This window comes from Nocardia flavorosea NBRC 108225, assembly GCF_001613385.1.
Taxonomy (GTDB): Bacteria; Actinomycetota; Actinomycetes; order Mycobacteriales; family Mycobacteriaceae; genus Nocardia; species Nocardia flavorosea.
In genome coordinates this window covers 335,022-360,533 of sequence record NZ_BDCG01000016.1, presented here as the reverse complement: position 1 = coordinate 360,533, position 25,512 = coordinate 335,022, and the positions used below count along the sequence as shown (strand labels likewise).

Sequence of the window (25,512 nt, the reverse complement as noted above, 5' to 3'; positions counted from 1 at the left end):
GTCACCGGAGCGATAGCACGAACATAAGAAACCGCCCCGGGCAACGATCCGGCTATCGTCGCCCGGGGCGGGTGTCATCCAATAATTCTCACACGAGCGGGCTCTCGTCACAGGCCCGAGCCGGACGTTTCGCCGGGGGCAGCAACGTCAGCGGAACGGGCCCACCCGAACGCTGCCGGCGCGGAGCGCTCTTGCGCGAATGGTCGACGGCCGGACGCGGGATGATCCGTCCGGTGTCGGCCAGCGCCGCTTCCCCGTAACCCTGAACGCATTCCGGGTCCGGTCCGTCGGCGGGGAGCCCGGTGAAGAACTTCGCCGCCATACAGCCGCCGCGGCAGGAGTCGTAATGCGCGCATTTGGTGCACGCACCTCCACCGCTGGGTTCTCGCAGCTCGTTGAACAGTTCCGAGTCCCGCCACACCGTGGCGAAACCGCCGTCGGTGACGACGTTTCCGGCATGGAACCGTTCGTGGATCGCGAACGGGCAGGCGTAGACGTCGCCGAGCGGATCCACCAGGCACACCACCCGGCCGGCCCCGCACATGTTCAGCCCCGGCAGGGCCTCACCGTATGCGGAGAGGTGGAAGAACGAATCGCCGGTGAGCACACCTTCGCCGTTACGCACCAGCCAGTCGTAGAGAGTCCGCTGCTGTTCCGGCAGCGGATGCAGTTCGTCCCAGACGTCCGCACCGCGACCCGACGGCCGGAGCCGGGTGAGTCGCAGGGTGGCGCCGTAACGATCGGCGATCTCCTTGAACTGATCGAGCTGGTCGATATTGTGCCGCGTGGCGACCACGGACAGTTTCGCGTCCTTGAATCCGGCGTTCGCCAGATTCTCGAGCGCCCGGATCGCCGTATCGTAGGACCCCGGCCCGCGGACCGCGTCGTTCACCTCGGCATCGGCACCGTCCAGCGAGATCTGGACGTCCACATAGTCGCTCGCGGCCAGCCGCTGCGCGACCTCCGGGGTGATTCGCACGCCGTTCGTGGAGAACTTCACGCCCACATCGTGGGAGGTCGCGTAGTCCACCAGTTCCCAGAAATCCGGGCGCACGGTCGGCTCACCACCGCCGATGTTCACGTAGAACACCTGCATCCGCTGGAACTCGTCGATCAGCGCCTTGCACTGCTCGGTGCTGAGTTCGTTCGGATCCCGCCGGCCCGAGGAGGACAGGCAGTGCACGCACGAAAGATTGCATGCGTAGGTGAGTTCCCAGGTGAGACAGATCGGCGCTGCCAGCCCGGATTCGAACCGATCCACCAGCCGGACCGCGGGGTCGGCGGGACCGACACCGGAGAACGGCGCGGACTCGGCGAGCGCGGCCGTTTCCGGTGCCTGCTGGATCATGTCCGATTCGGCCAGGTTTGCCAGTGCCTGCACATACGGATCGGCGGCGGAGTCCCCGATACCGGCGGCGCGGATGGCCGCGCGGGCCGAGGTGTGCCCGGGCAGGGAGCGCACGATCTCGACGATCCGCGGATTTTTCAGGAACGACAGTTTACGGGTCCCGAAGTGGTACAGCAGCGCACCGAAAGGTTCCGGCCGCAACGCCACGCGGGGATGTAACTGCCAGCGGGTTTCCAGATCGAGCATCTCCGGCCCGATCAGTAGACGCCGCACATACCGTCGATGGACACCTCTTCGATCAGGGTCTCCTCGACGATGGGAGCATCCTCGCTCGCCTGGTTCTCGACTGTGCCGATCGGTCCGCGGTGATCGGTTTCTGCCGGTCCGAAGGAACGGTTGTCCGCCATGGCTACCTCCACTGATTGGCGCCTGCGCCGGCCAGGGGCTGCCACGACGCTGCCCCGCGGTACCGCATCAGATACCGCCGGTGAGCGGTGGCACAGTGCCGGCGCTGCGGTCGCCGGATGCGACCGCAGTCACACCATAACGTCATACACTGACAAAAAGAAAGGGTTTTCGAGTAATGTGGACGCTCACGCCGGAACGCGACCTCTAGACTGCGGGGGCAAAAGCAGCTGAACAGAACGTGACGGGCGCGTGCCGCCCAGCATGTAGAGGTGGCAATGGGAGTCGTGCGAATGCAGACGAGTGGGGGCGGGGGCGGTAACGGAAGTACCCTCTCGGAGACGGAGATCGTCGAGGCGGCGCTCCGGGTCGTGCGCGCCGATGGGGTGGAGAAACTATCGATGCGGCGGCTCTCACGCGAGCTCGGCGTCTCCCCCATGGCGCCCTACTACTACGTGGCCGATAAGCGCGAACTACTCGACCTGGTCGCCACGGCCGCGCTCGCCGGGGTCCGCAAACCTCCGCCCGAATCAGGGACCTGGCAGGATCGGTTGATCGATCTCCTCGCCCAGATCGACGAACGCCTGCGCCGCCACCCCGGGCTGGGCGACATTCTCATCGAGCAGATGCTCGGTAAACAGCTCGACCTGATCGCGGCGATCATGGAGATCCTCTACGAGGCCGGCTTCGCGGACCGCAATGTCCTGGCCGGCTACGCAACCATCCACACCTACCTGTTCGGCCGCCGGCGGGTGAACCCCCGCAACCTCGACACCCCGCCCGATGTGGTGATGCCGGAGCGAGTTGCCCGCGCAATGGAATACCTGCCCGATCTGCGCGGCAAATACTCCTACGATTTCGGGGTCGGCGTGCTGGTCGCCGGACTCGAGGGCCAGCTCACTCGACAACAGGCAGCCGACGTAGGCTAAAATTGAAACACGTTCTAGTTTTGCCGTAGGCTGGATGCCGTCGGCTACCAGGTGTCGAGAGGACGAGATGACCACCGTCGAAGTGCCCCATGGCTCACGATCCGTCATACTCCGGGTCGCCCAGGTCATCGCGGAAACCACCGACGCGAGCTCGCTGGTCTTCGAGGTACCGGAGCAGGCCCGGGAAAAGTTCGCCTACCAGCCCGGCCAGTTCCTCACCCTGCGCATCCCCAGCGACCGCACCGGGTCGGTGGCGCGATGCTATTCACTGGCCAGCTCTCCCTTCACCGACGACCTGCCGAAGGTCACCGTGAAGCGGACCGAGGACGGATACGGTTCCAACTGGCTCTGCGACAACATCAAGCCGGGCGACGAACTGGAAGTACTGCCGCCATCGGGCGTATTCACCCCCAAGGACCTCGACGACGACCTGCTGCTCTGCGCCGCCGGCAGCGGTATCACCCCGGTGATGTCGATCCTCAAATCCGCACTCGACCGCGGGACCGGCCGGATCGTGCTCTTCTACGCCAACCGGGATCCCGAATCGGTCATCTTCGCCACCGAACTACGCGAGCTGGCGGAGAAGAACCCGCAGCGGCTGGTCGTCCTGCACTGGCTGGAAACCGTCCAGGGACTGCCCACCGTCGCGGCGCTCGCCGAACTGTTCCGGCCCTACACCGCCTATGCGGCATTCATGTGCGGACCCAAACCGTTCATGGACGGCGTCCACGACGCCCTCGGCCAACTCGGCGTCCCGCGTAACCGCACCCACGCCGAAATCTTCAATTCGCTCGCCGGCGACCCCTTCGCCGACAGCGCCCCCATCGAGATCTCCGAAGAGGAAGCCGCCGACGCGGCCACCGTCGAAGTCGAACTGGACGGCGAGGTACACAACCTCAGCTGGCCGCGGAAACAAACCCTGGTCGACATCATGCTCGACAAGGGTCTCGATGTGCCGTACTCCTGCCAGGAAGGCGAATGCGGCTCCTGCGCCTGCACGGTGCTGGAGGGCAAGGTCGAAATGGAGAACGCCGAGATTCTCGACCCCGAGGACATCGAAAGCGGGTACATCCTGGGCTGCCAGGCACGGCCGGTCACCGACCATTTGCGGATTCAGTTCTGAAATATCGGACGCGGTTCTGCCTTGTGCCGGGGGCACCCCTGGTCTTGGCGTCGGTGGTCGCAGGCTGAGGCCTCGGCAGCACGGAGTTCGACCGAGGCGACCCCGGTGTCGAGGTGGGTCATCCGTGAAGGGGCGGGCTGTGATTTTGGAGCAGCTCCGCTGCTCGAGGGTGAGGCCCTTACGGGCCCGGTTCTTCACTCCTGCGCTGCTCCGCACGGGCCGTGCCGGGCTCGGTGTGCCGGCCCTGAGTCCGAGCCGGTAACCCGCCGCGGCGCGGATCCGGCCCTGAATCTACTTGTACTCACCGGTCACCTGACCGCGGTTCGGGCCCCGGTATCCTGGCCCGCCGATGGTGCTGCTAACCAGCGCCGAGGAGGCGACCGGGTTCGTAGGCGATGGCGCCGGGGGGTAGTTCACCCGGGCGGTCGCTGAGGTAGACGCTTACGGTGCCGTTTCCGCTGCCCGGGCCGCCCAGCTCGTCCATCCGGCGGACGGTTTGCGCGGCGACGGCCTGCGCGCTGTCGAACAGCCGGACGCCCTCGGGAAGTGCGGCGACGATCGTATCCACCACCAGCGGGTAGTGGGTGCAGCCGAGTACGACGCCCTCGACGCCGGCGGGGGTGCGGGCGGCGGCATCGGCGACCGAGGCGCGGATCGCGGCCATATCGCCGCGGTCCACGGCCTCCGCCAAACCGTGGCAGGCCACACCCGTAACCGTCGCGTCGCCACCGAAGCGGGTAATCAGATCGGCCTGGTACGGGCTTGCGGTGGTCGCCGCGGTCGCCCAGACCGCGACCGAGCGGCATACCGCGGCCGCCGGTTTGATCGCCGGTACGGTACCCACCACCGGAACGTTCGGGCCCAGATCCGCGCGGACGTGCTCGAGCGCGGTCACGCTGGCGGTGTTGCACGGCAGCACGACCACTTCCGCCCCCAGCTCCCGCGCGTTACGCGCGGCCGAAACCACCCGGTCGACAACCCACTCCTGTGGTTTCGGGCCCCACGGCGCGCCGTCCGGGTCCAACTGGAGCAGGAGATCCACATCGGGGCGCAGCTTGCGCAGCCACGCCGCGGTGGGCAGCAGCCCGAAACCCGAATCGATGAGCGCGACGATCACATCGAACAGGTTATTGAGTGGCGCCGAGCAGTTCCTCCACCGGGGCGGCCGCGGCGATCGCGGCCCGCATCTTCATCACCCGGCCGGTCATACCGGCGCCCACCACACCGGCCAGCCGGCCGGCGCGGATGTAAAAGGCGAGGAATTTGCGGCCGTCGTCGGCGAGGATGCGGATCTCGTCGGAGGCGCGCGGGGTGCCCAGCGCCTGGATCTTGAGGTCGTACTGGTCGCTCCAGAAGTACGGCACCTGCGGTGCGCTCGGTGGTTCGACCCCCAGCAGCGCGCAGGTCAGCAGTTTGGCCTGCTCACCCGCGTTGGTCCAGTGTTCGATCCGGCGATGCTCGCCGGTCGGAGTGCGCCAGGCCGCGACATCGCCCACCGCCCAGACTCCGGGCACGCTGGTGCGTCCGGCCTCGTCGGCGAACACGCCGCCACCGGCCGTGGGGTCGGCCAGTTCGATCCCGGAATCGGCCAGCCAGTCGGTGACCGGCCGGGATCCGATCCCGGCGACCACCAGTTGCGCCGGTACTTCCGAGCCGTCGGCGAGCCGGGCGCCACGGACTTGCCCGTCCGGATCGGCCAGCAGGGTATCGACACCGATACCGCAGCGCAGATCGACCCCTTCGGCCCTATGCAGCCGGGCCACCAATTCGCCGACTTCCGCGCCGAGCACACCGGCCAGCGGGGCGGACTGCGGTTCCACCAGCACCACCGACAGCCCCTCCGCACGCAGGCTGGCGGCGAGTTCGCAGCCGATGAATCCGGCACCGATGATCAGTGCGTGTTCGGCGGCGCGGGCGCCCGCGCGGATGGCCACGGCATCGTCGTGGCTGCGCAGCACGTGGACGCCGGTGACATCTTCGGTGCCGGGTAGCCGGCGCGGGGTGAGCCCGGTGGCGATCACGAGATGCTCGTACCCCACGACCGAACCGTCGGCCAGCCGCACCTTCTTGGCGGCGGTGTCCACACCGACGGCGGCAGTTTTCAGGCGGAGATCGATATCCTTCTCGCCGTAGAACTCCTCGGGGCGCAACGGGGTCGCGTCGATTTCACCGCGTACGAACTGTTTGGACAGCGGGGGGCGGTCGTAGGGCGCATACGCCTCGTCTCCGATCACCACCAGGTCCCCGGCGTACCCGGCGCGGCGCAGTTCCTCGGCGGTGCGCAGCCCGGCCAGGCCGGCACCGGCTATCACGATCGGCGCGGACATACCGAACTCCCTCCCGCGGCCCGCTCGCGCCGCGCCTGAAACAGGTTCCAGAAAATTGTGTAGCCCACCCTAACTTGGACGGCCCGGTGGAGGCCAGCGACGTCTTGCGCATCGTTTTGCCGCGCAATCGTGTCCATTGCGATATCGACCGGCCACGCTGAGGCAGCTATACCGAGGTCAGGCCCTGTCAACGGACCTGTATCCACTTTCAGGAGGCCATTATGTTCACCGAAAGCCGGACCCAGGATTTCCTGGCCGTCGTACTCGGAGCCTTCACCGCCCTGTCGCCGATCTGGGTCGCCACCAATGATCGGGCCGTCTGGACGATGATCGTGCTCGGAGTGCTCATCGCGCTGACCGGGCTCGCCCAGATGTACCGGCCGTCGATGGCGGCCACGGATTACGCCATGGGCCTGTTCGGCGCGCTGCTGTTCCTCGCGCCCTGGGTCATGGACTACACCGCATACAACGGCGCCGCGTGGACGTCGTGGATCGTGGGGCTCGTCACCGTGGTACTCGCGGTCGCGGCTCTGCCGGCCGTGGCGGGACGAATGCACCGAGCAGCTCCACACCACTGATCCCGCGCCGTAATCGTCTACCCGCCGCAGTGCCGGCGGTGGACGATTACGGTTCCGCCCCCGCTCGCCCAGCCGGAGGATCGCCGTCGTACTCACCCTCGATCCGCCGATTCCGCTGAAGGATTCGCGCAGCCGGCGCACACCACACAGGCAATCCGGCGCAACGCACCAGTCGTTTCACGAATTCACGGAACTCCCCGATTCGACACCACGCATCGTGTCCAGGGGCACCGACTAGGCGCATTTGCGCCATCGACATCCGAGGGAAGTCCCTGCGGGCACGGCGATTCACGTCCGACTCGCTTCGTCACCGAGCCGGTCCGCACCGGTACCGGAACTTCCCGTCGTCGGAGCACGTCAACACGGCATGTCCGGAAAACCGGCGGACCGCAACGGCGGCGGCCACGCGCACGACACCGATGTAATCCTCGTCACCCCGGGCGCTCAGCGGACAGATGAGGGGCTTCGCGCACTAGAACGAAGCCCGCCCCGGTGGGTAAGAATGAGCGCATGGATGCCGAAAATGCCAGCCTCGGAGACGAACGCCGCGCCCGCCCGGAGGAGTACGGGCGCGGGCAGCGCAACTCCGAGTCGAGGGGCTTCGCCGGCTTCGGATCCAACGGATTCGATTCGGCGGAGGGGTCGAACGGCGCCACGAACCGGCCCGAGTCCGTTCCGGACCGCGGTTACACGTGGACCCCCGCACCACTGTCCACCCCGCAGCAGAACCCGCAGAACACCGGCGGTTCAGCGGCTCTCGACCCGTTCGCCGCCTGGAACACCTCGGGTGTTATCGGCGACTCGCCGGGAGTCCAGACGATGAGCCCGTCGGAGCCCGAGCCGAATTCCCGTTTCACCACACCACCGGCCGACGGTCCCCCATATGTACCGGACGACACCCCCGAAACCACGGCCCTGCCCACCCGCTCCACGGCGACGGGCGGGTCACATCAGGCCCCCGGTCAGGCCGATTCCGCGGCGATGCCGCGTATTTCCCAGCCCGGTGAGACAGCGCCCGCACTGGCATCGTCACCGCGCATACCGATGCCCGCGCCGTACCCACCGGATAGGCAGCGCCCCGACGAACCGACCGTGCCGTCCGGCGGCCCGGCCCCGTTGTCGGGTGCGGCAACTGCGCAATTGCCCAGCGCCGAACAGAACGAGGAAGGTATTTCGGGAATGCCGATGCCGCCACCCGGCGACCCCGGGTCCTATCGCCCGGCGCCGACCGAATCCGATTCCTACAGCGGTTCGTCCGCCGATACCGGTTCCCTGCCCAGCTGGCTCAGCTCGATCGGTGACGAGCCGGTACCGCAGGCCCTCGAAAGCGGCGGCCGGCGCCGCAAATCGGCGCTGACCGAACCCGCCGAATCCGACGCCGAACAGTTCAATCCGTTCGAAGACCAGTACCGCCCCGAAGAATCCGGTGCCCGTCCCGGCGACCCCTACGAGCTGCCCGCCGCGACAGCCGATTCCGCCGAGGGGTCCGCACCGGCTCTGTCCGCCCTGCCCACGCGTTCATCGCGCGGCCAGGCCCCCGCACCGGCGAACACCACGGAGGACTCGGGCCCGCCCGCGCTGCCCGCCCGCCGTCTGCCCCGATCCGCGGCCCGGCACGCACCCGCCGAAATCGAGGACGCGCCCGCTCTCCGCAACGGCGAGGCATCCGCCATGGATACCGCCGCGGCGGAATCGTCACGACCGGCTCCGGCGCCGGAGTCGCCGGAAACCGGCACGGCCGGTGAACTTCCGGCCCCACGCCGGATGCCACGGTCCGCGTCCCGTTACAAACCGGACAGCGATCGGCCGGCGGAACCGGAAGCGGATTCCACCGGCTTCCGCACCACGGAGCCGGCAGGCGATATCGATTCCGGTGATCAGGGCAGCGATTCCCCACCGGTAACCGAAGCGCCTCCGCGGCTCGCGCCACCGTCGGGCAGCACTCCCATACTCGATCGTCTGCTCGATCCCGAACCGGTGCACAGCACCGAGTCCGAAGACGATTCCGCGGCCCCGGTCTCCGAGATCCTCTCCCGGATCCTGGAATCAGAACAGGACGCCTCCGGCTCCCGCCATGCCGAACCGAGTGCCCAACCCGAACCCGATACCGGCGAAGTGGCGGCCGATCCGCCGCCCTCTCCACACCGCGGCAGTTCCGCACCGCTGACTCTGGTGCCCGACGAACCCCGCAGCACGCCGGAAGCACTGACCGGCGGCGACGAATCGCGCCCACCGCTGGAAACACGCCGCTCCCGGCGCGCCCGCGAAGCCGCGGAAGCCACACCGCTGCCACCGGCCGACCGACCCGAGCCGATCGCGGCCGAACTCACCACCCCGGCGGTCGCCGAACCGGAGCGCGTTCCCGTACCGGCCGACACATCCCGGCACAGCCGCAGCGAGGAAGGCGCGGATATCGATATCCACCTCATCATGCGTTTGCTCACAGCAAGCGATGATCTCGAAGTACTCGCCGGACAGGCCGAAGCCGGCGAGGTTACGGCGGACGAGGTCGCCCGCGCTGCCCGGGAAGCCCGCTCGGCTGTGCTCTCGGCGGTCACCGCCTGGTACGGCGGGCCCGCCCAGATGGTGAAGTTCGCCAACGCGCTTTTGCAGGCCGCCCGCGAATCCTGAATCGGCGCTGTAAGAACCGATGACGCGGACCGGACCTCGGGTTCGCAGAAGCTCAGCAGGCCTGGTCGATGACCCCCACAGCGGTGAGTACGCGCGATATCCCGTGCAAGATTCTTCAGAGAATCCGGCGGCCGGGCCGGCGGGTCGCGGCGGCCCGGCCGCACCGCGGCCGATCGATATCGGCAACCCGATCGCGGCTACGGCCGTACCTCTGCCGTCGGCCGGCCGGCCGGGCCCGCGGCAGTCCGGAATCTTCGTGCGAGCCGCCGGCATGCGGCTACCAGTTCCGGAGGCCGGACATCGGTGAGATCGGTATCGAAGGTGGCGAGTAGTCCGGCGATCCCGGCCCATGACCACGCACCGACGGTGAGGCGGCAATGGCCGGAATCGAGGTGCTCGACAACCGATCCGCCGGGCGCCCAGCGCGCGACCGTCTCGGCCGGCAGATCGAGCCGGGCACTTCCGGTGCACTCCCAGGCAGCGGGCGTATCGCCGCGGTCGTAACTGGTCATGACCAGGTGGGCGACATCGCCGCCGGGGAGTTCGCGCGGGGTGAACCGGATTCCCGTGGGCGCGTGCAGATGGAGACTGTCGAGGCGGTGCACGCGCCAGGTCTCGTCGGCGTGATCGAACCCGACCAGATACCACCGGCCCGCCCAGACCACCAGGTGATGAGGTTCGATACGCCGGGCCGGCGTGAACCCGGCCGTACCGGGATCCGGGCGGGCGCCGCCGGGACCCAGGGGTTCGGCGAGAAGCACTTCGTGCCGGCGCACGGCACTGCCCGCGACCTGTAACGCCGCTGCCTCGATAGGTGGTGCCGGGAACTCCCAGTAGTTCTGCAATCTGGTGAGCCGCATCGCTTCCACGGCGGCGCGCAGCCGTGCGGGCATGACCTGTTCGAGCGCGTCCAGGGCCCGTGCGGCATCCTCCCCGAGACCCGACACAGTGTGCGGCGCGGTTTGCAGGGCCACCGCGACGGCCGGCGCCTGATCGTTGTCGAACAGCAGGGGTGGCAGTGTATGCCCCGCTCCGAGCCGGTAGCCCCCGGCCGGTCCGCGCAGCGACAGCACCGGGTAGCCGAGCCGGCGCAGGGTGTCGATATCGCGCCGGACGGTCCGCTCACTCACCTCCAGCCGGGCGGCGAGCTCATTCAGCGACCAGCTGCCGCGGGCGGCGAGCAGTGACAGCAGGCGCAGTGCGCGCCGGGAAGTTTCGGCCACACGGGCCAAAGTAGTGGACATTCGGTGTCCACTACCGATGGCACTGTCGGTGCCCAGAAGTAATTCACCACGAGTCCGGGAGACCGATAGTGCGCATCATCATCGTCGGAGGCGGAATCGGCGGCCTGGCATTGGCCGCCGGACTGCGCCGGCACGAATTCGAGGTCTCTGTTTTCGACCGCGATCTCGATATCACGCAGACCGGGGGGTACCACATCACGCTCGACGGCCGGGCACAGGCGGCACTGCAGGAGCTGGTCGCGCCGGAGATTTTCGAACGGCTGCTGGGGTCGTCCTCGGCGTTGCGGTTACGGACCCGCGATGCCTTCTGGGACCGGTACGGCCGGCTGCTGGGTCACGGACCGCGGCTCGACGACAACCCGGGTGTCGATATCGACCGCATCACTCTGCGAACGATTCTGGCCGATGCGGTCGGCGCCGATCTGTACCTGGGGAGGCCGGTCACCGATATCACCCGCACGGCGGGCGCGCCGCAGGCAGTGTTCGCCGATGGATCCACGGCGCCGGGTGATCTGCTGGTGGGCGCGGACGGCGCCCACTCGCTGGTCGCACAGCGCTTGGCCGGCCGTCCGACCAACCATCCGACCGGAATCATCGGCTTTTCCGGCCGCACTGCCGCCGGCGATCTCGGCGCCACCGAGCGGCAGCGGCTCGGGCCGCGCTCGAGCATGGTGCTCGGGCCACGCACCACGGCCCTGTACATAGGTTTCCTCGACCCGGTAGGCAATGCCGTCCTGGACACGCCCCGCCCCCGGGAGGCGATCACGACCGGCCCCACCTACATCTGGGGCGCCATGTTCGCAGAATCCGCCGCAACCGATGCGCTTCGCGCGCTGCACGGTACCGAGTTGCGGTCCGCGCTGCTCACCGCGTTCGATCGCGAAGGCTGGCGGCACGCCGCACTCGAGGTCGTCGAACTCGCAGACCCCGGAAGTATCGGGGCATTCCGCTTCAATGCCGCCTCGACCCGGGCCCGGGATCTCGCCCCGTGGCCCGCCGGCACGGTCACCGCGCTCGGCGATGCGGTCCATGCGACCCCGCCTACCGCAGGTATGGGCGCCGGGGCAGCCATCCGTGATGCCGCGAGCCTGGTCACCGGTCTGCGTGCGGTCGCGGCCGGCACGGTCACCCTGCCTGTCGCGGTGAGCCGGTTCGAGTCGGATATGCGGGTGCGCGGCAGCGAAGTACTACTCGCGGCCATGCGCACCGTGCGTTTGATGCGGGCCACCGGTTCACCGCTCGGCGCAGGCGCCACCACCGCTACGGCCTCGGTTCTGGCGAGGACCCAACTGCTCGGGCGCAGGCGCTTCACTTCCCGATGAGGACAACCGACCGGCGTGGGTGTCCGGAGCTACCGTTCAGGAGTGGCGCCAGAAGCGGTGTCGGCAGCACCATTCGAGGCCGCGCGGTGGCGGATCCCCCGCACCGACCGCTGCACGAGCGTTCGGGAATTTCCCCGAGCCGCCGCGGGTAGTGGCCCGACCGACCGGAAAGTCCGAGTCCGGTTCGTGTCCCCCGGCAACCGGATCACGAGCCGGCGAAGGTCTTCCGGTAGGCGGACGGCGACATCCCCAGCCCACGCCGCATATGGTGGCGCAGATTGTCCGGCGTGCCCAGCCCCGACAGTTCGGCCACGGCCTCGATCGGAAGGTCCGCGGATTCGAGCAGTTCGCGCGCCCGGTCGATCCGGCGATCACGCAGCCAGGCGCCGGGCGAGAGCCCCGTCTCCGCCCGGAACCGGCGGCTGAAGGTGCGCGAACTCATACGCGCGTGTGCGGCCAGCACCGTCACACTGAGCGCCTCGCCCAGGTGGTCCAGGGCCCAGGCGCGGGTGGCGGCGGTGCTGCGCTCGTCGTGGTCGGGCACATGGTGTTCGATGAACTGGGCCTGCCCGCCTTCCCGCCAGGGCGGCACCACACAGTGCCGTGCGACACGATTGGCGACGACCGCGCCGTGATCGCGCCGGATGAGATAGAGGCAGAGGTCGATACCGGCGGCCAGTCCCGCCGAGCTGAGCAGGTCGCCCTCGTCCACGAACAGCACGGTCTCGTCGAGTTCGACCGCCGGGAACAGCCGCCGGAAGTCGTCCGCGTATCGCCAGTGGGTGGTTGCGCGGTACCCGTCGAACAGGCCGGCCGCGGCGAGCACAAAGGCTCCCGTGCAGATGGACACTGTCCGCGCACCGGTGGGCACGGTTTCCAGCGCGGCGGCCACCTCGGCAGTGGATTCTCCGCGGAGCCGCGCCGCCGGATATTTCGTGCCCGGCACGATGACCGTATCGGCGGCGGCGAGCGCATCGGCTCCGGACTCGGCGATGATCGAATAGCCCGAGGTGGTCCGGACGGGACCCGGCCGTAGTGCGCAGGTCACCACCTCGTAGAGCGGGTTACCCACCTCATCGGCGGCCTGGCCGAAGACCAGCGGCGGGATGGTCGCGTCGAATCCGACCACCGGTTCCAGGAGCAGTACCGCCACCACATGCCGGTCCGGCGCGGCGACCCCGGCGCCATTGGCATGATTTTCACGCATATTGTCGATTCTGCCACTGGCTCCGGAATCGCCGGCCACGAATGCTTGATCATCGTGAGGACACCGAGCATTACCGTCGCGATCCGCACCTCGCGGCTGCACTACGCCTGGATCGTCGCCGGCGTGAGTTTCGTGGCCATCCTGGGGGCCGCGGGATTCCGTGCGGTCCCCAGCGTTTTCATGCACCCGCTGCACACCGAATTCGGCTGGTCGCATGCGACCGTCGGCGCCGCCATGTCGATCAACATGGTGCTGTTCGGGGTCACCGCGCCGTTCGCCGCCGCCCTCATGGACAGGTTCGGGGTTCGCCCGATTCTCGCCGGGGCCCTCGTACTGATCGCGACCGGAACCGGCCTGGGTCTTTTCATGACCGCCTCCTGGCAGCTCATCCTGCTGTGGGGCGTACTCGTCGGCCTCGGGACCGGCTCCATCTCCATGGGTTTCGTCGCCACCGTTTCGACCCGCTGGTTCGTTGCCCGCCGTGGCCTGGTCACCGGCGTGCTCACCGCGGCGAGCGCAACCGGTCAGCTGGTTTTCCTGCCCGTGGTCGCCGGTGTCACCGACCGTGTCGGCTGGCGCTGGGCGTCGCTGATCGTCACCTGCGCTGCCCTCGCGGTGATCCCGTTGGTACTGCTGTTCATCCGCGACCGCCCGAGCGATATCGGCACCACCGCCTACGGCGGTTCCGCGGACGCGGATGAAACGCTACCCAACGGCACCTTCGGCGCGGCCGCGAGCGGACTGGTCCAGGGGATGCGCGTGCGGGCTTTCCGGCTGCTCGCCGGAAGTTTCGCGATCTGCGGTATGACGACGAACGGCCTGATCGGCACCCATTTCATTCCCGCGGCGCACGACCACGGTATGCCGACAACCGTCGCCGCCTCCCTGCTGGCGACGGTCGGGATCTTCGACGTGCTCGGAACAGTGTTCTCCGGCTGGCTCACCGACCGGGTGGACGCCCGCATCCTGCTGGTGATCTACTATCTCGGCCGCGGGGTTTCCCTGCTCGCCCTCCCCGCGCTGCTCTCCCCCCACGCCGAACCCAGTATGTGGGTGTTCATCATCTTCTACGGCCTCGACTGGGTCGCCACGGTCCCGCCGACGATCGCCCTCTGCCGCCGCTGGTTCGGCGCAGCCGCACCGATCGTGTTCGGCTGGGTCTTCGCCGCCCACCAACTCGGCGCCGCGGTCGCCGCATTCGGTGCGGGCTACGTCCGCGACGCCGACGGCTCCTACGACCTCGCCTTCCATGTGGCCGCTGGACTGTGCGCCGCGGCCGCGCTCATGTGCGCCGCCATCCGACTGCCGGATCGGTACCTCCCGGCGACGAAGGTGCCGGGATGCGGCGAGGCGCGCGTTCGGGAAGGTGGGGCCGCCTCAGGTGGCGGCCCCACCGCACGTTCAGGTCGGCCGGTACCGCACCGAGATGGTCGCCGGGTGGACTGATTTCGGCGCGCAGCACCGGCACGGGCACGGCTTGCGTCGGCTGAAAACCTCGATACCTCAGCCTGCTCCCGGACTTGGAGATCAACTGATCCAGGCCGTCAGGACACCACAAACTTTCCACTCGCCGTCTTCTTCGACGAGGTCGTAGTAGACGGTCTTGACGGGCACCGAACTGCCTTTTGCCCCGAATTCGAGGGTGAAGGTCCCACGATCGCCGCCCGCCGGTACGTCGACTTCCGTGATCTCCAGTACGGAGAATTCGGTCTCCGGTAGCTCGAGCGGCGGAGATCCCCTTTTTTCGGCCAATTCGAGCTTCCTGACATCCGCTTCGCAGATCAGGGTTTTGTCGACACCGCGGCTGTCCACGAACTGCTGTGCGACAGCACGTGGGTCGCCGTCGGCGCTGTTGCTCTCGGAATCACTGCTGCCGGGTGCCCCCGGGTCGGTGCCCTCGGGCTTGCCGGTGTCACTGTTCCCGGGCTCCGACGGATCCAGAATGCCGCAGACCTTCCAGTCGCCGTCCTCTTCGACGAGGTCGTACTCCACGGTCTGGCTGTGACTCTGCGTACCGACAGTCACGTCCGTCTTGACGGTGAAGGTCCCCTTATCGCTCCCCTCGGGCACATCGACACTGACCAGCTCACTCGTCGCGGCCGCTCCGTCCGGCACCGTGACGGGCTCGGTAGGCCGGGGCGCCGACGCGCCGGCTTCCTCGATCTTCGCGAGATCCGACGCGCAGATAAGCTCCTTGTTCGCACCGTCACCGTCCACGAACTGCTGGGCCACGGCGCGTGGATTCCCGGCCCCGCCGCCACCGGCCAGCAGGAAGTACCCACCGACTCCGAGTCCGGCGACCAGCACGACCACGACGAGCGTCACCAGCACCACGGTCCCGCGGTTCTTGCCCGGCTGTGGTGGGTACGGCCCGCCGGTCTGCGGTGCGTATGGTCCCCCGGGTTGCGGTGGGTACGGCGGCGCCCCATACATGGGCGGCATGCCCTGCGGGGAATACTGTTGAGGGCCTGGCGCATACGGCTGCTGCCCTGGCCCGTACCTCCCCGGCTGTGGCTGCCCACCGAGCGGCTGCGCTGATCCCCCGGGCGGCTGCGGCGGAAATCCACCGAATTGATCGCCGGCGCCCGGATATTGCGGGTTCGTCATCTAACTCGTCCTGCCTTCTTCGGACCCATACCGCCGCCGCTGGAACCGACTGGGCCCTGCCCGGTTTCGCCGCCGCCGCGATGCGGCGTATCCCACTGCCCGGCGCATCACCGACCGGATCTGATCGCCGGTCCCGGTTCGGGATACGCATCGGGGGTGCCAGGACGAATCGGACATTAGCCGCTCACAACCGATTCTGTCGATCCGGCCAACTGCCGGCAGGGGCCACACGTGAACTAGGCAGGACGGCAACTCTCCCCAGACGGGTCGATCTCGCCGAGGTCGGACATGATGTCGAACCCGAGATCGACATCGCATGCTGCCTGCCCGCCACTGATTGGACGGCCTCGATGATCCCCCCCCCCTCTGCGGCACGGTCATACCTTCTGCGAACTTCGAGCAGGGCCGTAGCCCTGCAGGCGTCACGAGGACGCGGTGCGCGGATCCGGGCGGGCGCAGACGACTCGTGTGGCAGCCCGAACGGCACACACCCTCCCCGGCATCATGGCGTTATCGCAGTGACGCCCTCGAGATCACCGAACCTCGCCTTTGTATCCAGCGAAACGACAACGCGACCTGTTTCCGCGGCATGCGCGGCGATGATCAGGTCGTGCGCGCCGCGAGGTCGACCCGATCGGCGTACTTGTGCCAGGAGCTGGGCATGGCGAGTGGCTGTGGCTTCCGCGTACTCGAGGATTTCGAGGTCGGCGAGCAGCAGCGCGAGCCGACGGGAGCGTTGGGCCGCCCGTTCGGCGGTGTCGGCCAGTTCGATCCCGACCCGGAACTCCGCCACCGTCACTGCCGCTATTGCCAGATCATCCTCGTCATAGACCGTACGGTCGATCGTTCCGCGCTCGTAGGCGATCAGCACCCCTGTGTCGAGTATCAGGCGCCGGCCCACGGGTCCTCCATTTCGTCGGACACCATAGCGAGCCCGGCGGCGATATCAGACGCGAAGTCGTCGTCGAACGGTGCTATGTCGGATTCTTCCAGAGCGAGCCGTAACGAACGGCCGGTACTCGTCGCAGGTGGCGTCACGGTGGCCACGGTTCGCCCGTGCCGGACGATACGAATCGTCTCACCGTGCTCAGCACGGCTGAGTACGGCGGAGAAGTTGCGGGAGGCCTCGGCGGCGGACATTGTGGCCATGAATTCAGATTATCTGAATTTCATGGGTCGGGCCAGGTCCGGTCGATCCCCGAACTCGCCGGATATCAGCCGGTCACCTCCTGCGGAATCGGATCGATCGGCCCGGGCGGGAACTGCGGGAAGAGCTGGTATCGCACGTCGGCCCGGCCGGTGGGATTCGCGGTGGGGTCGCCGGGGTTCAGCCACCGGAATGTGATGGTGATCTGCCCCGGAGCGTCGCTGCCGGCAACGCTGATGAATGCCTCGGGATCCTCGGTAGCTGTGCTCCCGTATTTGAAGTGGTCGAAGAGCAGGATATGGCTGGGCGAGCTTCCGGTCGCTCCCTCCGGGTCGACCTGTACCCAGTTCAGTGCGCAGTCGATGGACGAACCGCTTCCCGTCACGTGCCAGGGCACGTCCGGGAACGCTTGCGGTAGCCGGCTGACGGCGTCGTCCACCCGGTCGGCAGGAACGGCGGGACAGGATTCGGGTGTAGCGGGGTTTTCCGGCGCGGCTCCGACGGCGCCGGCACCGGCCGCCGTGGCGGCGAAGGCGAGTGACAGGGCGGCGGCAGCTTTACAGATCACACCGAGCTCCTTCGTTCGACATCGGACACCCATAACATCGGCCGAGAAGTTCGAGCGTTATCGGGGCGCGGCGAGTACCTGTTCCCGGTGAACGGTCGTACCTGCATCATTCCGTGAAACGAAAAACGGCGCCGCTCCCTTCGGAGCGACGCCGTTTCCAGCGATTCAGCGAATCACTTGATGATCTTCGTGACCCGACCGGCGCCGACGGTGCGGCCACCTTCACGGATCGCGAAACGCAGACCCTCGTCCATGGCGACCGGCTGGATCAGCACGACCGACATCTCGGTGTTGTCGCCGGGCATAACCATTTCGGTGCCCTCGGGCAGGGTCACAACGCCCGTCACGTCCGTGGTACGGAAGTAGAACTGCGGACGGTAGTTGTTGAAGAACGGGGTGTGGCGGCCGCCCTCGTCCTTGGACAGGATGTAGGCCTGACCCTCGAACTCGGTGTGCGGGGTGGTGGTGCCCGGCTTGATGACGACCTGGCCGCGCTCCACATCCTCGCGCTTGATGCCACGGATCAGCAGACCCGCGTTGTCACCGGCCTGCGCGGTGTCCAGCATCTTGCGGAACATTTCGATACCGGTGATGGTGGTCTTGGTCTTCTCCGGCTTGATGCCGACGATCTCGACCTCTTCGTTCAGGTTCACCACACCGCGCTCCACACGACCGGTGACGACGGTGCCACGACCGGTGATGGTGAAGACGTCCTCGATCGGCATCAGGAACGGCTTGTCGGTCTCACGCACCGGGTCCGGGATGGACTCGTCGACAGCGCTCATCAGCTCGACGATGGACTCGGCCCACTTCTCGTCGCCCTCCAGCGCCTTCAGGCCGGAAACACGCACGACGGGGGCGTCCTCGTCGAACTCCTGGGAGGCCAGCAGTTCGCGGACCTCCATCTCGACGAGCTCGAGGATTTCCTCGTCGTCGACCATGTCCGACTTGTTCAGCGCGACCAGGATGTAGGGCACGCCGACCTGACGGGCGAGCAGCACGTGCTCACGGGTCTGCGGCATCGGGCCGTCGGTGGCGGCGACCACGAGGATGGCGCCGTCCATCTGGGCCGCACCGGTGATCATGTTCTTGATGTAGTCGGCGTGACCGGGGGCGTCGACGTGCGCGTAGTGACGCTTCTCGGTCTGGTACTCGACATGCGAGATGTTGATCGTGATACCGCGGGCCTTCTCCTCAGGCGCCTTGTCGATCATGTCGAACGCAAAGCTCTCGTTGAGGTCCGGGTACTTGTCCGCCAGCACCTTGGTGATCGCTGCGGTCAGCGTGGTCTTGCCGTGGTCGACGTGACCGATGGTGCCGATGTTGACGTGCGGCTTTGTCCGCTCGAACTTCGCCTTCGCCACTGTGTGGTCCTCCTGGACTTGTTGGTGCTTGCAGTTGCAGCAGTGCGGGGGTCATCCCCACGTACGCGGGGAACTAACGGTTGTACAAACTCCCGGGAGATCCGGGGCGGGCGAGCTACCCGCCCCGGAGGGGTACTTACTCGCCGGTCGCCTTGGCGATGATCTCCTTCGACACGTTGGCCGGAACCTCCGCGTACGAATCGAACACCATGGAGTAGTTCGCCCGGCCCTGGGTCTTCGACCGCAGGTCACCGATGTAGCCGAACATCTCCGAGAGCGGAACCAGCGCCTTGACGACACGGGCACCACTGCGTTCCTCCATGGCCTGGATCTGGCCACGGCGGGAGTTCAGGTCGCCGATCACATCGCCCATGTAGTCCTCGGGCGTGGTGACCTCGACCGCCATCAGCGGTTCGAGGATTACCGGACCGGCCTTGCGGGCCGCTTCCTTGAGGGCCTGCGAGCCGGCGATCTTGAACGCCATCTCCGAGGAGTCGACGTCGTGGTATGCACCGTCGAGCAGGGTCACCTTCAGGTTGACCAGCGGGTAACCGGCGAGCACACCGTACTGCATGGCGTCCTGCGCACCCGCGTCGACCGAAGGGATGTATTCCCTCGGCACGCGGCCGCCGGTGACCTTGTTCTCGAATTCGTAGTGCGCACCGTCCTCGCCGACGAACGGCTCCAGGGCGATGATCACCTTCGCGAACTGACCCGAACCACCCGTCTGCTTCTTATGGGTGAATTCGAGCTTCTCGACCTTCTTGGTGATGGTCTCGCGGTAGGCGACCTGCGGCTTGCCGACGTTCGCCTCGACCTTGAATTCGCGCTTCATCCGATCGACCAGGATGTCGAGGTGCAGCTCGCCCATACCGCCGATAACGGTCTGGCCGGTCTCGTCGTCCAGTTTCACCGTGAAGGTGGGATCCTCTTCGGCGAGCTTCTGGATCGCGGTGCCCAGCTTCTCCTGGTCGGACTTGGTCTTGGGCTCGATGGAGACCTCGATGACCGGGTCCGGGAAGGTCATGGACTCCAGGACGATCTGGTTGTTCGGATCGCACAGGGTGTCACCGGTGGTGGTGTCCTTCAGGCCGATGACCGCGTAGATATGGCCGGTGCTGACCGAGGGAACCGGGTTCTCCTTGTTGGAATGCATCTGGAACAGCTTGCCCAGACGTTCCTTCTTGCCCTTGGTCGCGTTGATGACCTGGGCGCCGGAGTCGACCTTGCCCGAGTAGACGCGGATGTAGGTCAGCTTGCCGAAGAACGGGTGCACGGCGATCTTGAACGCCAGCGCGGCGAACGGCTCGTCGGCACTCGGCTTACGGGTGAGGACCTCGTCCTCGTTGTTGGGGGCATGCCCCTGCACCGACTCGACGTCCAGCGGCGAGGGCAGGTAGTCGATCACGGCGTCGAGCATGGGCTGCACGCCCTTGTTCTTGAACGCCGAACCGCACAGCACCGGGTAGAGCTCGGAGTTGACGGTCATCTTGCGGATGGCGCCCTTGATCTCGTCGATCGTGAGCTCTTCACCGCCGAAGAACTTGTCCAGCAGCGCCTCGTCGGACTCGGCAACGGTCTCCAGCAGTTCCTGCCGGTACTGCTCGGCCTTCTCGACCAGATCGGCCGGGATGTCCTGGAGCTCGTACTTCTCGCCCAGTTTGGTTTCGCCGGTCCAGACCTTGGCCTTCATCTCGACCAGGTCGACGACACCTTCGAAGCTGTCCTCCGCACCGATCGGCAGCTGGATGACCAGCGGCTTGGCACCGAGGCGGTCCTTGATGGTCTGCACGGTGAAGTAGAAATCCGCACCGAGCTTGTCCATCTTGTTGACGAAACAGATCCGCGGCACGTCGTACTTGTCGGCCTGACGCCACACCTGCTCGGACTGCGGTTCCACGCCCTCTTTGCCGTCGAAGACGGCGACGGCGCCATCGAGCACGCGCAGGCTGCGCTCCACCTCGACGGTGAAGTCGACGTGGCCGGGGGTGTCGATGATGTTGATCTGGTTCTGGTTCCAGAAGCAGGTCACCGCCGCGGAGGTGATGGTGATACCACGCTCCTGCTCCTGCTCCATCCAGTCGGTGGTCGACGCACCGTCATGGGTTTCACCGAGCTTGTAGTTCACACCGGTGTAGAAGAGGATGCGTTCGGTCGTAGTGGTTTTACCCGCATCGATGTGGGCCATGATGCCGATGTTGCGGACCTTGTTCAGGTCGGTCAGCACGTCCTGTGCCACGGAATTCTTCCCCGCTCGTAGCTAGTTGGGATTCTCGCCGACGACCTTCCGGTCGCCATATCTGTCAAAGCGGAAGCGGTGCTTCCGTAAGCCTCCCGACCCGAGCGATGGGCCGGACAGACATCACCAGCGGTAGTGCGCGAAGGCCCGGTTGGACTCGGCCATCTTGTGGGTGTCCTCACGGCGCTTCACCGAGGCACCCAGACCGTTGCTGGCATCGAGCAGTTCGTTGGCCAGCCGCTCGACCATGGTCTTCTCACGGCGAGCCCGGGAGAAGTTCACCAGCCAGCGCAGGGCCAGGGTGTTGGCGCGGCCGGGGCGAACCTCGACCGGCACCTGGTAAGTGGCGCCACCGACGCGACGGGGCTTGACCTCGAGCGACGGCTTGACGTTGTCGAGCGCGCGCTTCAGGGTGACAACCGGATCGGTGCCCGTCTTCTCGCGCGCCTGTTCCATCGCGCCGTAGACGATGCGCTCGGCGGTGGACTTCTTCCCGTCGAGCAGGATCTTGTTGACCAGCTGCGTGACCAGCGGCGACCCGTAGACCGGATCGTTGATCAGCGGACGCTTGGGAGCGGGGCCCTTGCGCGGCATATCAGCTCTTCTCCTTCTTGGCGCCGTAACGGCTGCGGGCCTGCTTACGGTTCTTCACACCCTGGGTGTCCAGCGAACCGCGAATGATCTTGTAGCGCACACCGGGAAGGTCCTTCACACGACCACCGCGAACGAGCACCATCGAGTGCTCCTGCAGGTTGTGGCCTTCGCCGGGGATGTAGGCCGTGACCTCGACCGCGCTGGTCAGGCGAACACGCGCGACCTTACGGAGCGCGGAGTTCGGCTTCTTCGGGGTGGTGGTGTACACGCGGGTGCACACGCCACGACGCTGCGGGCTCCCCTTGAGGGCCGCGGTCTTGGTCTTGGCGACCTTGTCGCGGCGACCCTTGCGGACCAGCTGGTTGATGGTTGGCATAGACCGGCTTTCCTTTAATCGGTTCTGGCGGTGTCAGGTCTGTTCATCGAGCTTTCACCCGCACGTCCAACCACGTTTCTCGCGTCCCGAGGTCGGGCGTGTCGCGCGCAGTTCAGGGCCCGAATTACAGGCACGCTGGAATCGTCAGCCGCTCTCGCTGGCCTACGTCTGCGCTCGAACTTGCCCGTATCCTTCCGGGCACAGCCGTCCACTGTACTCGGACGCAGATGACACGGTCAAAACAGGGTGGGAACTCTACCCCTCATCGGGCGATGTTGAGGGTGAGTTCGAGGAGCTTCTTCGCGGCGGCGCAGGGGTCGGCAGTAGCTCCCGGCGACGAATTCACCCACCAGCCGATAACTCCCGAGTCGGCCGCGCTCGCCGTCATCCCGCAGGCGCCGGGATCGTCCGGGCGCCGGATCTCCAGGGCGATCGTGCCCTGCACCGTGGTCTTCGTACTGGTGTAGCCGAGTTTGTCGTTGGTCTCCTGCTCGTTGCGCAGCGACCCGTTCTCGTACCAGTTCAGCGTGAGCATCCCGGAGCCGCCACCGATATCCCACATGCACACCGCGCCGAAGAACGAATCCATGATGTAGGTGTTGCCGCCGAGCGCGTCGATGATCTGCTGGTCGGTGACCACATCGCATTCGCGGAGCAGTTTGTCGATCTGCGCGGTATCGACGGTTTCCCCACCGCCGACCGGCAGGGCCGTACCGTCCACCGTGCTACCGCAGCCGGCGCCGAAGACGGCTGCCACCAGAATCGCCGCCGACGCGGCCAGCGTGCGGATCCGGCCGCGGCCGGGTCGTTCGCGCAACGTCATCGTCTCACTCCAGCCGCTCGATGGTCAGTTCGGCGAGCGCGCGGCTGCGATCACACGGATTACCACCGATATCGGAATAGCTGCCCAGCGCGGTCGACCATTCGAAGAAATCGTCGTCGAGCTGCACCGCCAGATCGCAGATACGGCTGTCCGGGTCCAGCGCCGCGAAACCGGGGCGCCCGCCCACGGTGATAGGTTCCGGTGGCCGGCCGTGCGTGGTGACCCAGGCCTTCTCCCGCTCCAGCGGACTGCCTCGGTAGGAGGCGAACGTTATCGACGCACCACTCAGCCCACCGGACTGCCAGTTACAGCCGACCGCGTTCTTGTACGACTGGGTGATCTGGCCGAGCCCCCCGATATCACGCACCTCGTCGTCGGTGACATGTCCGCATTCCCCCACGAACGGACCCAGCGCGGCTACTTTCGGAGCGGGCCCCCGCGGACCGTCGGCTTCTTCGGAGCCGGTGTCGGAACCGCACCCCGTCAGAGCAAACGCCGCGGTCAACCCGAGGACTATCGCCGACCTGATCCGCATGCTGTGCACAATACCGACGAAACCGCGGGCCCGGCGGCGGCGCAGGTCGCGCATGGATCCTGCGCCGACGCCTACCGGCTCAGCGCAGTGTGACGACGACCTTACCGGTGGCAGCACGGTTTTCCAGCGAGGCGACCGCCTGTGCGGCCTGCTCCAGCGGGAACAGCACAGGCTGCGGGGGCGCGATCTTGCCCGCCTCGAACAGCGGTCCGACCTCGGCCCACTGCTCGGCGAGGTAGCCGGGGTGCGACAGCATCCATTCGCCCCAGCCGGCGCCGACGACCTCGACGTTCTTGAGCAGCAGGCGATTCACCTTGACCGTGGGGATATCACCGCCGGTGAAGCCCACCACCAGCAACCGGCCGCCGCGCGCCAGCGAGCGGATGCTGTCGGTGAAACGGTCGCCACCCACCGGGTCGAGGACGATATCGACACCGCGGTCGCCGGTGAGTTCTTTGACGCTGCCGAGCCAGCCGTCGGTGAGCACCACATCGGTGGCGCCCTGGGCGCGCGCGATTTCGGCTTTCGCCTCGGTGCTGACCACCGCGATCACCCGGCCGGCGCCCAGAGCGGCCGCCATCCGCAGTGTCGAGGTGCCGATACCGCCGGCCGCGCCGTGCACGAGCACGGTTTCACCTTCGGCCAGCCGGCCGCGGTTACGCAGGCAGAAGTGCACGGTCATATCGTTGAAGAGGATTCCGGCGCCCTCTTGAAAGGAGATGTTGTCCGGGAGCTTGAAAACCATTTCGGCAGCGGTGCTGGTCACCTCGGCCATGGCGTTTCCGAGCATGGTCAGGGCGCAGACCCGGTCGCCCGGTTTCACGTGGGCGCCCTCCGGGGCTTCCCGGACCACACCCGCGACCTCACCGCCGACGACGAACGGCATCTCCGGCTTCATCTGATACAGCCCGCGGGTCATCAGCACGTCCGGGAACGCGACCCCGGCCGCGTGCACATCGATGACGACGCCGCCGGGCAGTGGTTCCGGTTCCGGGATGTCGACGATCTCGATCGCTTCGGGCCCGTCGAGTTTGCTGACCTGAGCTGCGCGCATATGCCGACCTCTTTCGTTCGTTCACCCGGCGCCATGAGACGCACATGATGATATGTACCAATTCACCGATCAACCCCAAACTATCGGTCTCGGCAGCGGGAAGTCCATAGCGGTAGTTCAGAGCCCCTCAGGGCCCCGAACCTGCGACGCCGGGGGCGGCACCATGTACTCGGCACCGTAAAGTCTTGACTCAGGAACCAGCAGAAGTACCGCGGCGCGGCCCGCCGCGCGAGGAGCGCAAGTGTCACTCGATCAGCCACTCGCCCCGCTTCCCCAGGAGGGTATGGGGTTCGTTTCGTCGTGGCCGGTGCGAGCCGGTGACGTGGACCCCTACAACCGTGTACGTCTCGACGGTATCGCCCGCTACCTCCAGGACATCGCCTGGGAACACCTCCAGCAATCCATTCTCGAGCAGACCGACCCCAATTGGATAATCCGGCGCACCGTGATCGATGTGATCCGGCCCGTCCGGTGGCCCGACACCGTGCATCTACTGCGCTGGTGTTCGAGTATGTCCACCCGCTGGTCGAATATGCGAGTGCGGATAACCAGCGACCGCGGCGGCCTGATCGAGACCGAGGGGTTCTGGATCAAGATCAATGAGGCCAACAATATGCCGGCCCGGATCAGTGATGCGGGCCTGGCCTACCTGGCGCAGACCACCAATGAACAGCGGCTGCGCTGGCGGCCCTGGCTCACCGATCCCGCTCCCCCGGAATCCGATACCGATCTGCCGTTCCCGCTGCGCGCCACCGATATCGACCAGTACAACCACGTGAACAACGCCTGCTATTGGCAGGCGGTGGAGCAGTATCTGGTGGACTACCCCAAACTGGCCAGCGGCCCGCACCGGGCCGTGATCGAATATGTCGCCCCGGTACTGGCGCGCCAGCACATCGGTGTCCGTAGCCGATATGAACCCGGCGACCGACACGCCCGTCCCACCTTGCGACTGTGGTTCGTGGTCGACGGGGTCACCACCACCATCGTCCGCATAGCGCCGCGGTGATTTCGGCGCCGACTCCGTCGGCGCGGGATTTCGGCCCCCGGTCCGCACAGGGCCTCGCTGAACTCGGCACCGCCGCTGGTTA

24 protein-coding genes are annotated in these 25,512 nt (G+C 67.0%); 7 read left to right on the top strand and 17 right to left on the bottom strand.

Annotated elements, in window-relative coordinates:
- Positions 1–88: 88 nt before the first annotated feature.
- Together mftC and mftA are read right to left on the bottom strand one after the other, a co-directional pair.
- On the bottom strand, positions 89–1,594 hold the full coding sequence (gene mftC / locus NFL01S_RS22025; RefSeq protein WP_084493130.1) for a mycofactocin radical SAM maturase: 1,506 nt from the start codon (positions 1,592–1,594) through the stop codon (positions 89–91).
- Positions 1,595–1,605: 11 nt separating this feature from the next.
- Positions 1,606–1,755: a mycofactocin precursor MftA gene (gene mftA, locus NFL01S_RS33970; protein WP_063916007.1), complete on the bottom strand. Its 150-nt coding sequence runs from the start codon at positions 1,753–1,755 to the stop codon at positions 1,606–1,608.
- Between the two features lie 276 nt (positions 1,756–2,031).
- Between mftA and mftR2 the strand changes: the two genes are divergently transcribed.
- Both mftR2 and NFL01S_RS22015 read left to right on the top strand, forming a co-directional pair.
- On the top strand, positions 2,032–2,682 hold the full coding sequence (gene mftR2, locus NFL01S_RS22020; protein ID WP_245670828.1) for a mycofactocin system transcriptional regulator MftR2: 651 nt from the start codon (positions 2,032–2,034) through the stop codon (positions 2,680–2,682).
- A 67-nt stretch (positions 2,683–2,749) separates the two neighbouring features.
- A complete protein-coding gene (locus NFL01S_RS22015) occupies positions 2,750–3,805 on the top strand; it encodes a ferredoxin--NADP reductase (RefSeq protein ID WP_062978129.1) in 1,056 nt (351 codons plus the stop codon).
- A 358-nt stretch (positions 3,806–4,163) separates the two neighbouring features.
- On the opposite strand, the gene NFL01S_RS22010 is transcribed toward NFL01S_RS22015, so the two are convergent.
- Positions 4,164–4,922: a glutamate racemase gene (locus NFL01S_RS22010; RefSeq protein ID WP_062978127.1), complete on the bottom strand. Its 759-nt coding sequence runs from the start codon at positions 4,920–4,922 to the stop codon at positions 4,164–4,166.
- Between the two features lie 10 nt (positions 4,923–4,932).
- Positions 4,933–6,132, bottom strand: a complete 1,200-nt coding sequence (locus NFL01S_RS22005; protein WP_062978125.1) for an NAD(P)/FAD-dependent oxidoreductase — start codon at positions 6,130–6,132, stop codon at positions 4,933–4,935.
- A 221-nt stretch (positions 6,133–6,353) separates the two neighbouring features.
- Between NFL01S_RS22005 and NFL01S_RS22000 the strand changes: the two genes are divergently transcribed.
- Positions 6,354–6,710, top strand: a complete 357-nt coding sequence (locus tag NFL01S_RS22000; protein ID WP_062978123.1) for an SPW repeat protein — start codon at positions 6,354–6,356, stop codon at positions 6,708–6,710.
- A gap of 510 nt (positions 6,711–7,220) precedes the next feature.
- The gene (locus tag NFL01S_RS21995; RefSeq protein WP_062978121.1) at positions 7,221–9,341 is read left to right on the top strand and encodes a hypothetical protein; all 2,121 of its coding nucleotides are present in this window, start codon (positions 7,221–7,223) and stop codon (positions 9,339–9,341) included.
- 197 nt (positions 9,342–9,538) lie between these two features.
- On the opposite strand, the gene NFL01S_RS21990 is transcribed toward NFL01S_RS21995, so the two are convergent.
- The gene (locus NFL01S_RS21990) at positions 9,539–10,564 is read right to left on the bottom strand and encodes a helix-turn-helix transcriptional regulator (RefSeq protein WP_062978119.1); all 1,026 of its coding nucleotides are present in this window, start codon (positions 10,562–10,564) and stop codon (positions 9,539–9,541) included.
- 89 nt (positions 10,565–10,653) lie between these two features.
- Between NFL01S_RS21990 and NFL01S_RS21985 the strand changes: the two genes are divergently transcribed.
- Positions 10,654–11,907 (top strand): FAD-dependent oxidoreductase, encoded by a 1,254-nt coding sequence (locus NFL01S_RS21985; RefSeq protein ID WP_062978117.1) that lies wholly within the window; start codon positions 10,654–10,656, stop codon positions 11,905–11,907.
- 205 nt (positions 11,908–12,112) lie between these two features.
- On the opposite strand, the gene NFL01S_RS21980 is transcribed toward NFL01S_RS21985, so the two are convergent.
- Positions 12,113–13,114: a GlxA family transcriptional regulator gene (locus tag NFL01S_RS21980; protein ID WP_062978115.1), complete on the bottom strand. Its 1,002-nt coding sequence runs from the start codon at positions 13,112–13,114 to the stop codon at positions 12,113–12,115.
- 54 nt (positions 13,115–13,168) lie between these two features.
- Between NFL01S_RS21980 and NFL01S_RS21975 the strand changes: the two genes are divergently transcribed.
- A complete protein-coding gene (locus NFL01S_RS21975) occupies positions 13,169–14,560 on the top strand; it encodes an MFS transporter (RefSeq protein ID WP_245670822.1) in 1,392 nt (463 codons plus the stop codon).
- Positions 14,561–14,641: 81 nt separating this feature from the next.
- Here the strand turns inward: NFL01S_RS21975 and NFL01S_RS21970 are convergent, their stop codons facing one another.
- The 11 genes from NFL01S_RS21970 to NFL01S_RS21920 form a co-directional block, all read right to left on the bottom strand.
- Positions 14,642–15,439, bottom strand: a complete 798-nt coding sequence (locus tag NFL01S_RS21970) for an Rv0361 family membrane protein (RefSeq protein WP_157116783.1) — start codon at positions 15,437–15,439, stop codon at positions 14,642–14,644.
- A 784-nt stretch (positions 15,440–16,223) separates the two neighbouring features.
- A complete protein-coding gene (locus NFL01S_RS21965; RefSeq protein WP_062978111.1) occupies positions 16,224–16,622 on the bottom strand; it encodes a PIN domain-containing protein in 399 nt (132 codons plus the stop codon).
- Positions 16,607–16,870 carry a type II toxin-antitoxin system Phd/YefM family antitoxin gene (locus NFL01S_RS21960; RefSeq protein ID WP_062978109.1) on the bottom strand — a complete coding sequence of 88 codons (264 nt, stop codon included), beginning with the start codon at positions 16,868–16,870 and terminating at the stop codon, positions 16,607–16,609. The genes NFL01S_RS21965 and NFL01S_RS21960 overlap by 16 nt, the downstream gene beginning before the upstream one ends.
- A 65-nt stretch (positions 16,871–16,935) precedes the next feature.
- Positions 16,936–17,436 carry an LppP/LprE family lipoprotein gene (locus tag NFL01S_RS21955; RefSeq protein ID WP_157116781.1) on the bottom strand — a complete coding sequence of 167 codons (501 nt, stop codon included), beginning with the start codon at positions 17,434–17,436 and terminating at the stop codon, positions 16,936–16,938.
- Between the two features lie 173 nt (positions 17,437–17,609).
- Positions 17,610–18,800: an elongation factor Tu gene (tuf, locus tag NFL01S_RS21950; RefSeq protein WP_062978105.1), complete on the bottom strand. Its 1,191-nt coding sequence runs from the start codon at positions 18,798–18,800 to the stop codon at positions 17,610–17,612.
- 136 nt (positions 18,801–18,936) lie between these two features.
- Complete coding sequence (gene fusA / locus NFL01S_RS21945; RefSeq protein ID WP_062978103.1) at positions 18,937–21,039, bottom strand: elongation factor G; 2,103 nt, start codon at positions 21,037–21,039, stop codon at positions 18,937–18,939.
- A 123-nt stretch (positions 21,040–21,162) separates the two neighbouring features.
- The gene (rpsG, locus tag NFL01S_RS21940; protein ID WP_062978101.1) at positions 21,163–21,633 is read right to left on the bottom strand and encodes a 30S ribosomal protein S7; all 471 of its coding nucleotides are present in this window, start codon (positions 21,631–21,633) and stop codon (positions 21,163–21,165) included.
- 1 nt (position 21,634) lies between these two features.
- Positions 21,635–22,009 carry a 30S ribosomal protein S12 gene (gene rpsL / locus NFL01S_RS21935; protein WP_014353064.1) on the bottom strand — a complete coding sequence of 125 codons (375 nt, stop codon included), beginning with the start codon at positions 22,007–22,009 and terminating at the stop codon, positions 21,635–21,637.
- A gap of 262 nt (positions 22,010–22,271) precedes the next feature.
- On the bottom strand, positions 22,272–22,832 hold the full coding sequence (locus NFL01S_RS21930) for a DUF3558 domain-containing protein (protein ID WP_062978099.1): 561 nt from the start codon (positions 22,830–22,832) through the stop codon (positions 22,272–22,274).
- A gap of 4 nt (positions 22,833–22,836) precedes the next feature.
- Positions 22,837–23,367 (bottom strand): DUF3558 domain-containing protein, encoded by a 531-nt coding sequence (locus NFL01S_RS21925; protein WP_062978218.1) that lies wholly within the window; start codon positions 23,365–23,367, stop codon positions 22,837–22,839.
- A 79-nt stretch (positions 23,368–23,446) separates the two neighbouring features.
- A complete protein-coding gene (locus NFL01S_RS21920; protein WP_062978097.1) occupies positions 23,447–24,421 on the bottom strand; it encodes an NADPH:quinone oxidoreductase family protein in 975 nt (324 codons plus the stop codon).
- Positions 24,422–24,662: 241 nt separating this feature from the next.
- Between NFL01S_RS21920 and NFL01S_RS21915 the strand changes: the two genes are divergently transcribed.
- Complete coding sequence (locus tag NFL01S_RS21915; RefSeq protein WP_062978095.1) at positions 24,663–25,430, top strand: acyl-[acyl-carrier-protein] thioesterase; 768 nt, start codon at positions 24,663–24,665, stop codon at positions 25,428–25,430.
- The last annotated feature ends 82 nt before the right edge of the window (positions 25,431–25,512 follow it).

What these genes read in the sequence shown, in the direction of transcription:
- NFL01S_RS21980 (WP_062978115.1), bottom strand. Translation starts at nt 13,114, where the DNA reads ATGCGTGAAAATCATGCCAATGGCGCCGGGGTCGCCGCGCCGGACCGG.
- NFL01S_RS22000 (WP_062978123.1), top strand. Translation starts at nt 6,354, where the DNA reads ATGTTCACCGAAAGCCGGACCCAGGATTTCCTGGCCGTCGTACTCGGA.
- NFL01S_RS22005 (WP_062978125.1), bottom strand. Translation starts at nt 6,132, where the DNA reads ATGTCCGCGCCGATCGTGATAGCCGGTGCCGGCCTGGCCGGGCTGCGC.
- mftR2 (WP_245670828.1), top strand. Translation starts at nt 2,032, where the DNA reads ATGGGAGTCGTGCGAATGCAGACGAGTGGGGGCGGGGGCGGTAACGGA.
- NFL01S_RS21920 (WP_062978097.1), bottom strand. Translation starts at nt 24,421, where the DNA reads ATGCGCGCAGCTCAGGTCAGCAAACTCGACGGGCCCGAAGCGATCGAG.
- mftA (WP_063916007.1), bottom strand. Translation starts at nt 1,755, where the DNA reads ATGGCGGACAACCGTTCCTTCGGACCGGCAGAAACCGATCACCGCGGA.
- NFL01S_RS21995 (WP_062978121.1), top strand. Translation starts at nt 7,221, where the DNA reads ATGGATGCCGAAAATGCCAGCCTCGGAGACGAACGCCGCGCCCGCCCG.
- NFL01S_RS21960 (WP_062978109.1), bottom strand. Translation starts at nt 16,870, where the DNA reads ATGGCCACAATGTCCGCCGCCGAGGCCTCCCGCAACTTCTCCGCCGTA.
- mftC (WP_084493130.1), bottom strand. Translation starts at nt 1,594, where the DNA reads ATGCTCGATCTGGAAACCCGCTGGCAGTTACATCCCCGCGTGGCGTTG.
- NFL01S_RS21925 (WP_062978218.1), bottom strand. Translation starts at nt 23,367, where the DNA reads ATGCGGATCAGGTCGGCGATAGTCCTCGGGTTGACCGCGGCGTTTGCT.
- NFL01S_RS21930 (WP_062978099.1), bottom strand. Translation starts at nt 22,832, where the DNA reads ATGACGTTGCGCGAACGACCCGGCCGCGGCCGGATCCGCACGCTGGCC.
- rpsG (WP_062978101.1), bottom strand. Translation starts at nt 21,633, where the DNA reads ATGCCGCGCAAGGGCCCCGCTCCCAAGCGTCCGCTGATCAACGATCCG.
- rpsL (WP_014353064.1), bottom strand. Translation starts at nt 22,009, where the DNA reads ATGCCAACCATCAACCAGCTGGTCCGCAAGGGTCGCCGCGACAAGGTC.
- NFL01S_RS22015 (WP_062978129.1), top strand. Translation starts at nt 2,750, where the DNA reads ATGACCACCGTCGAAGTGCCCCATGGCTCACGATCCGTCATACTCCGG.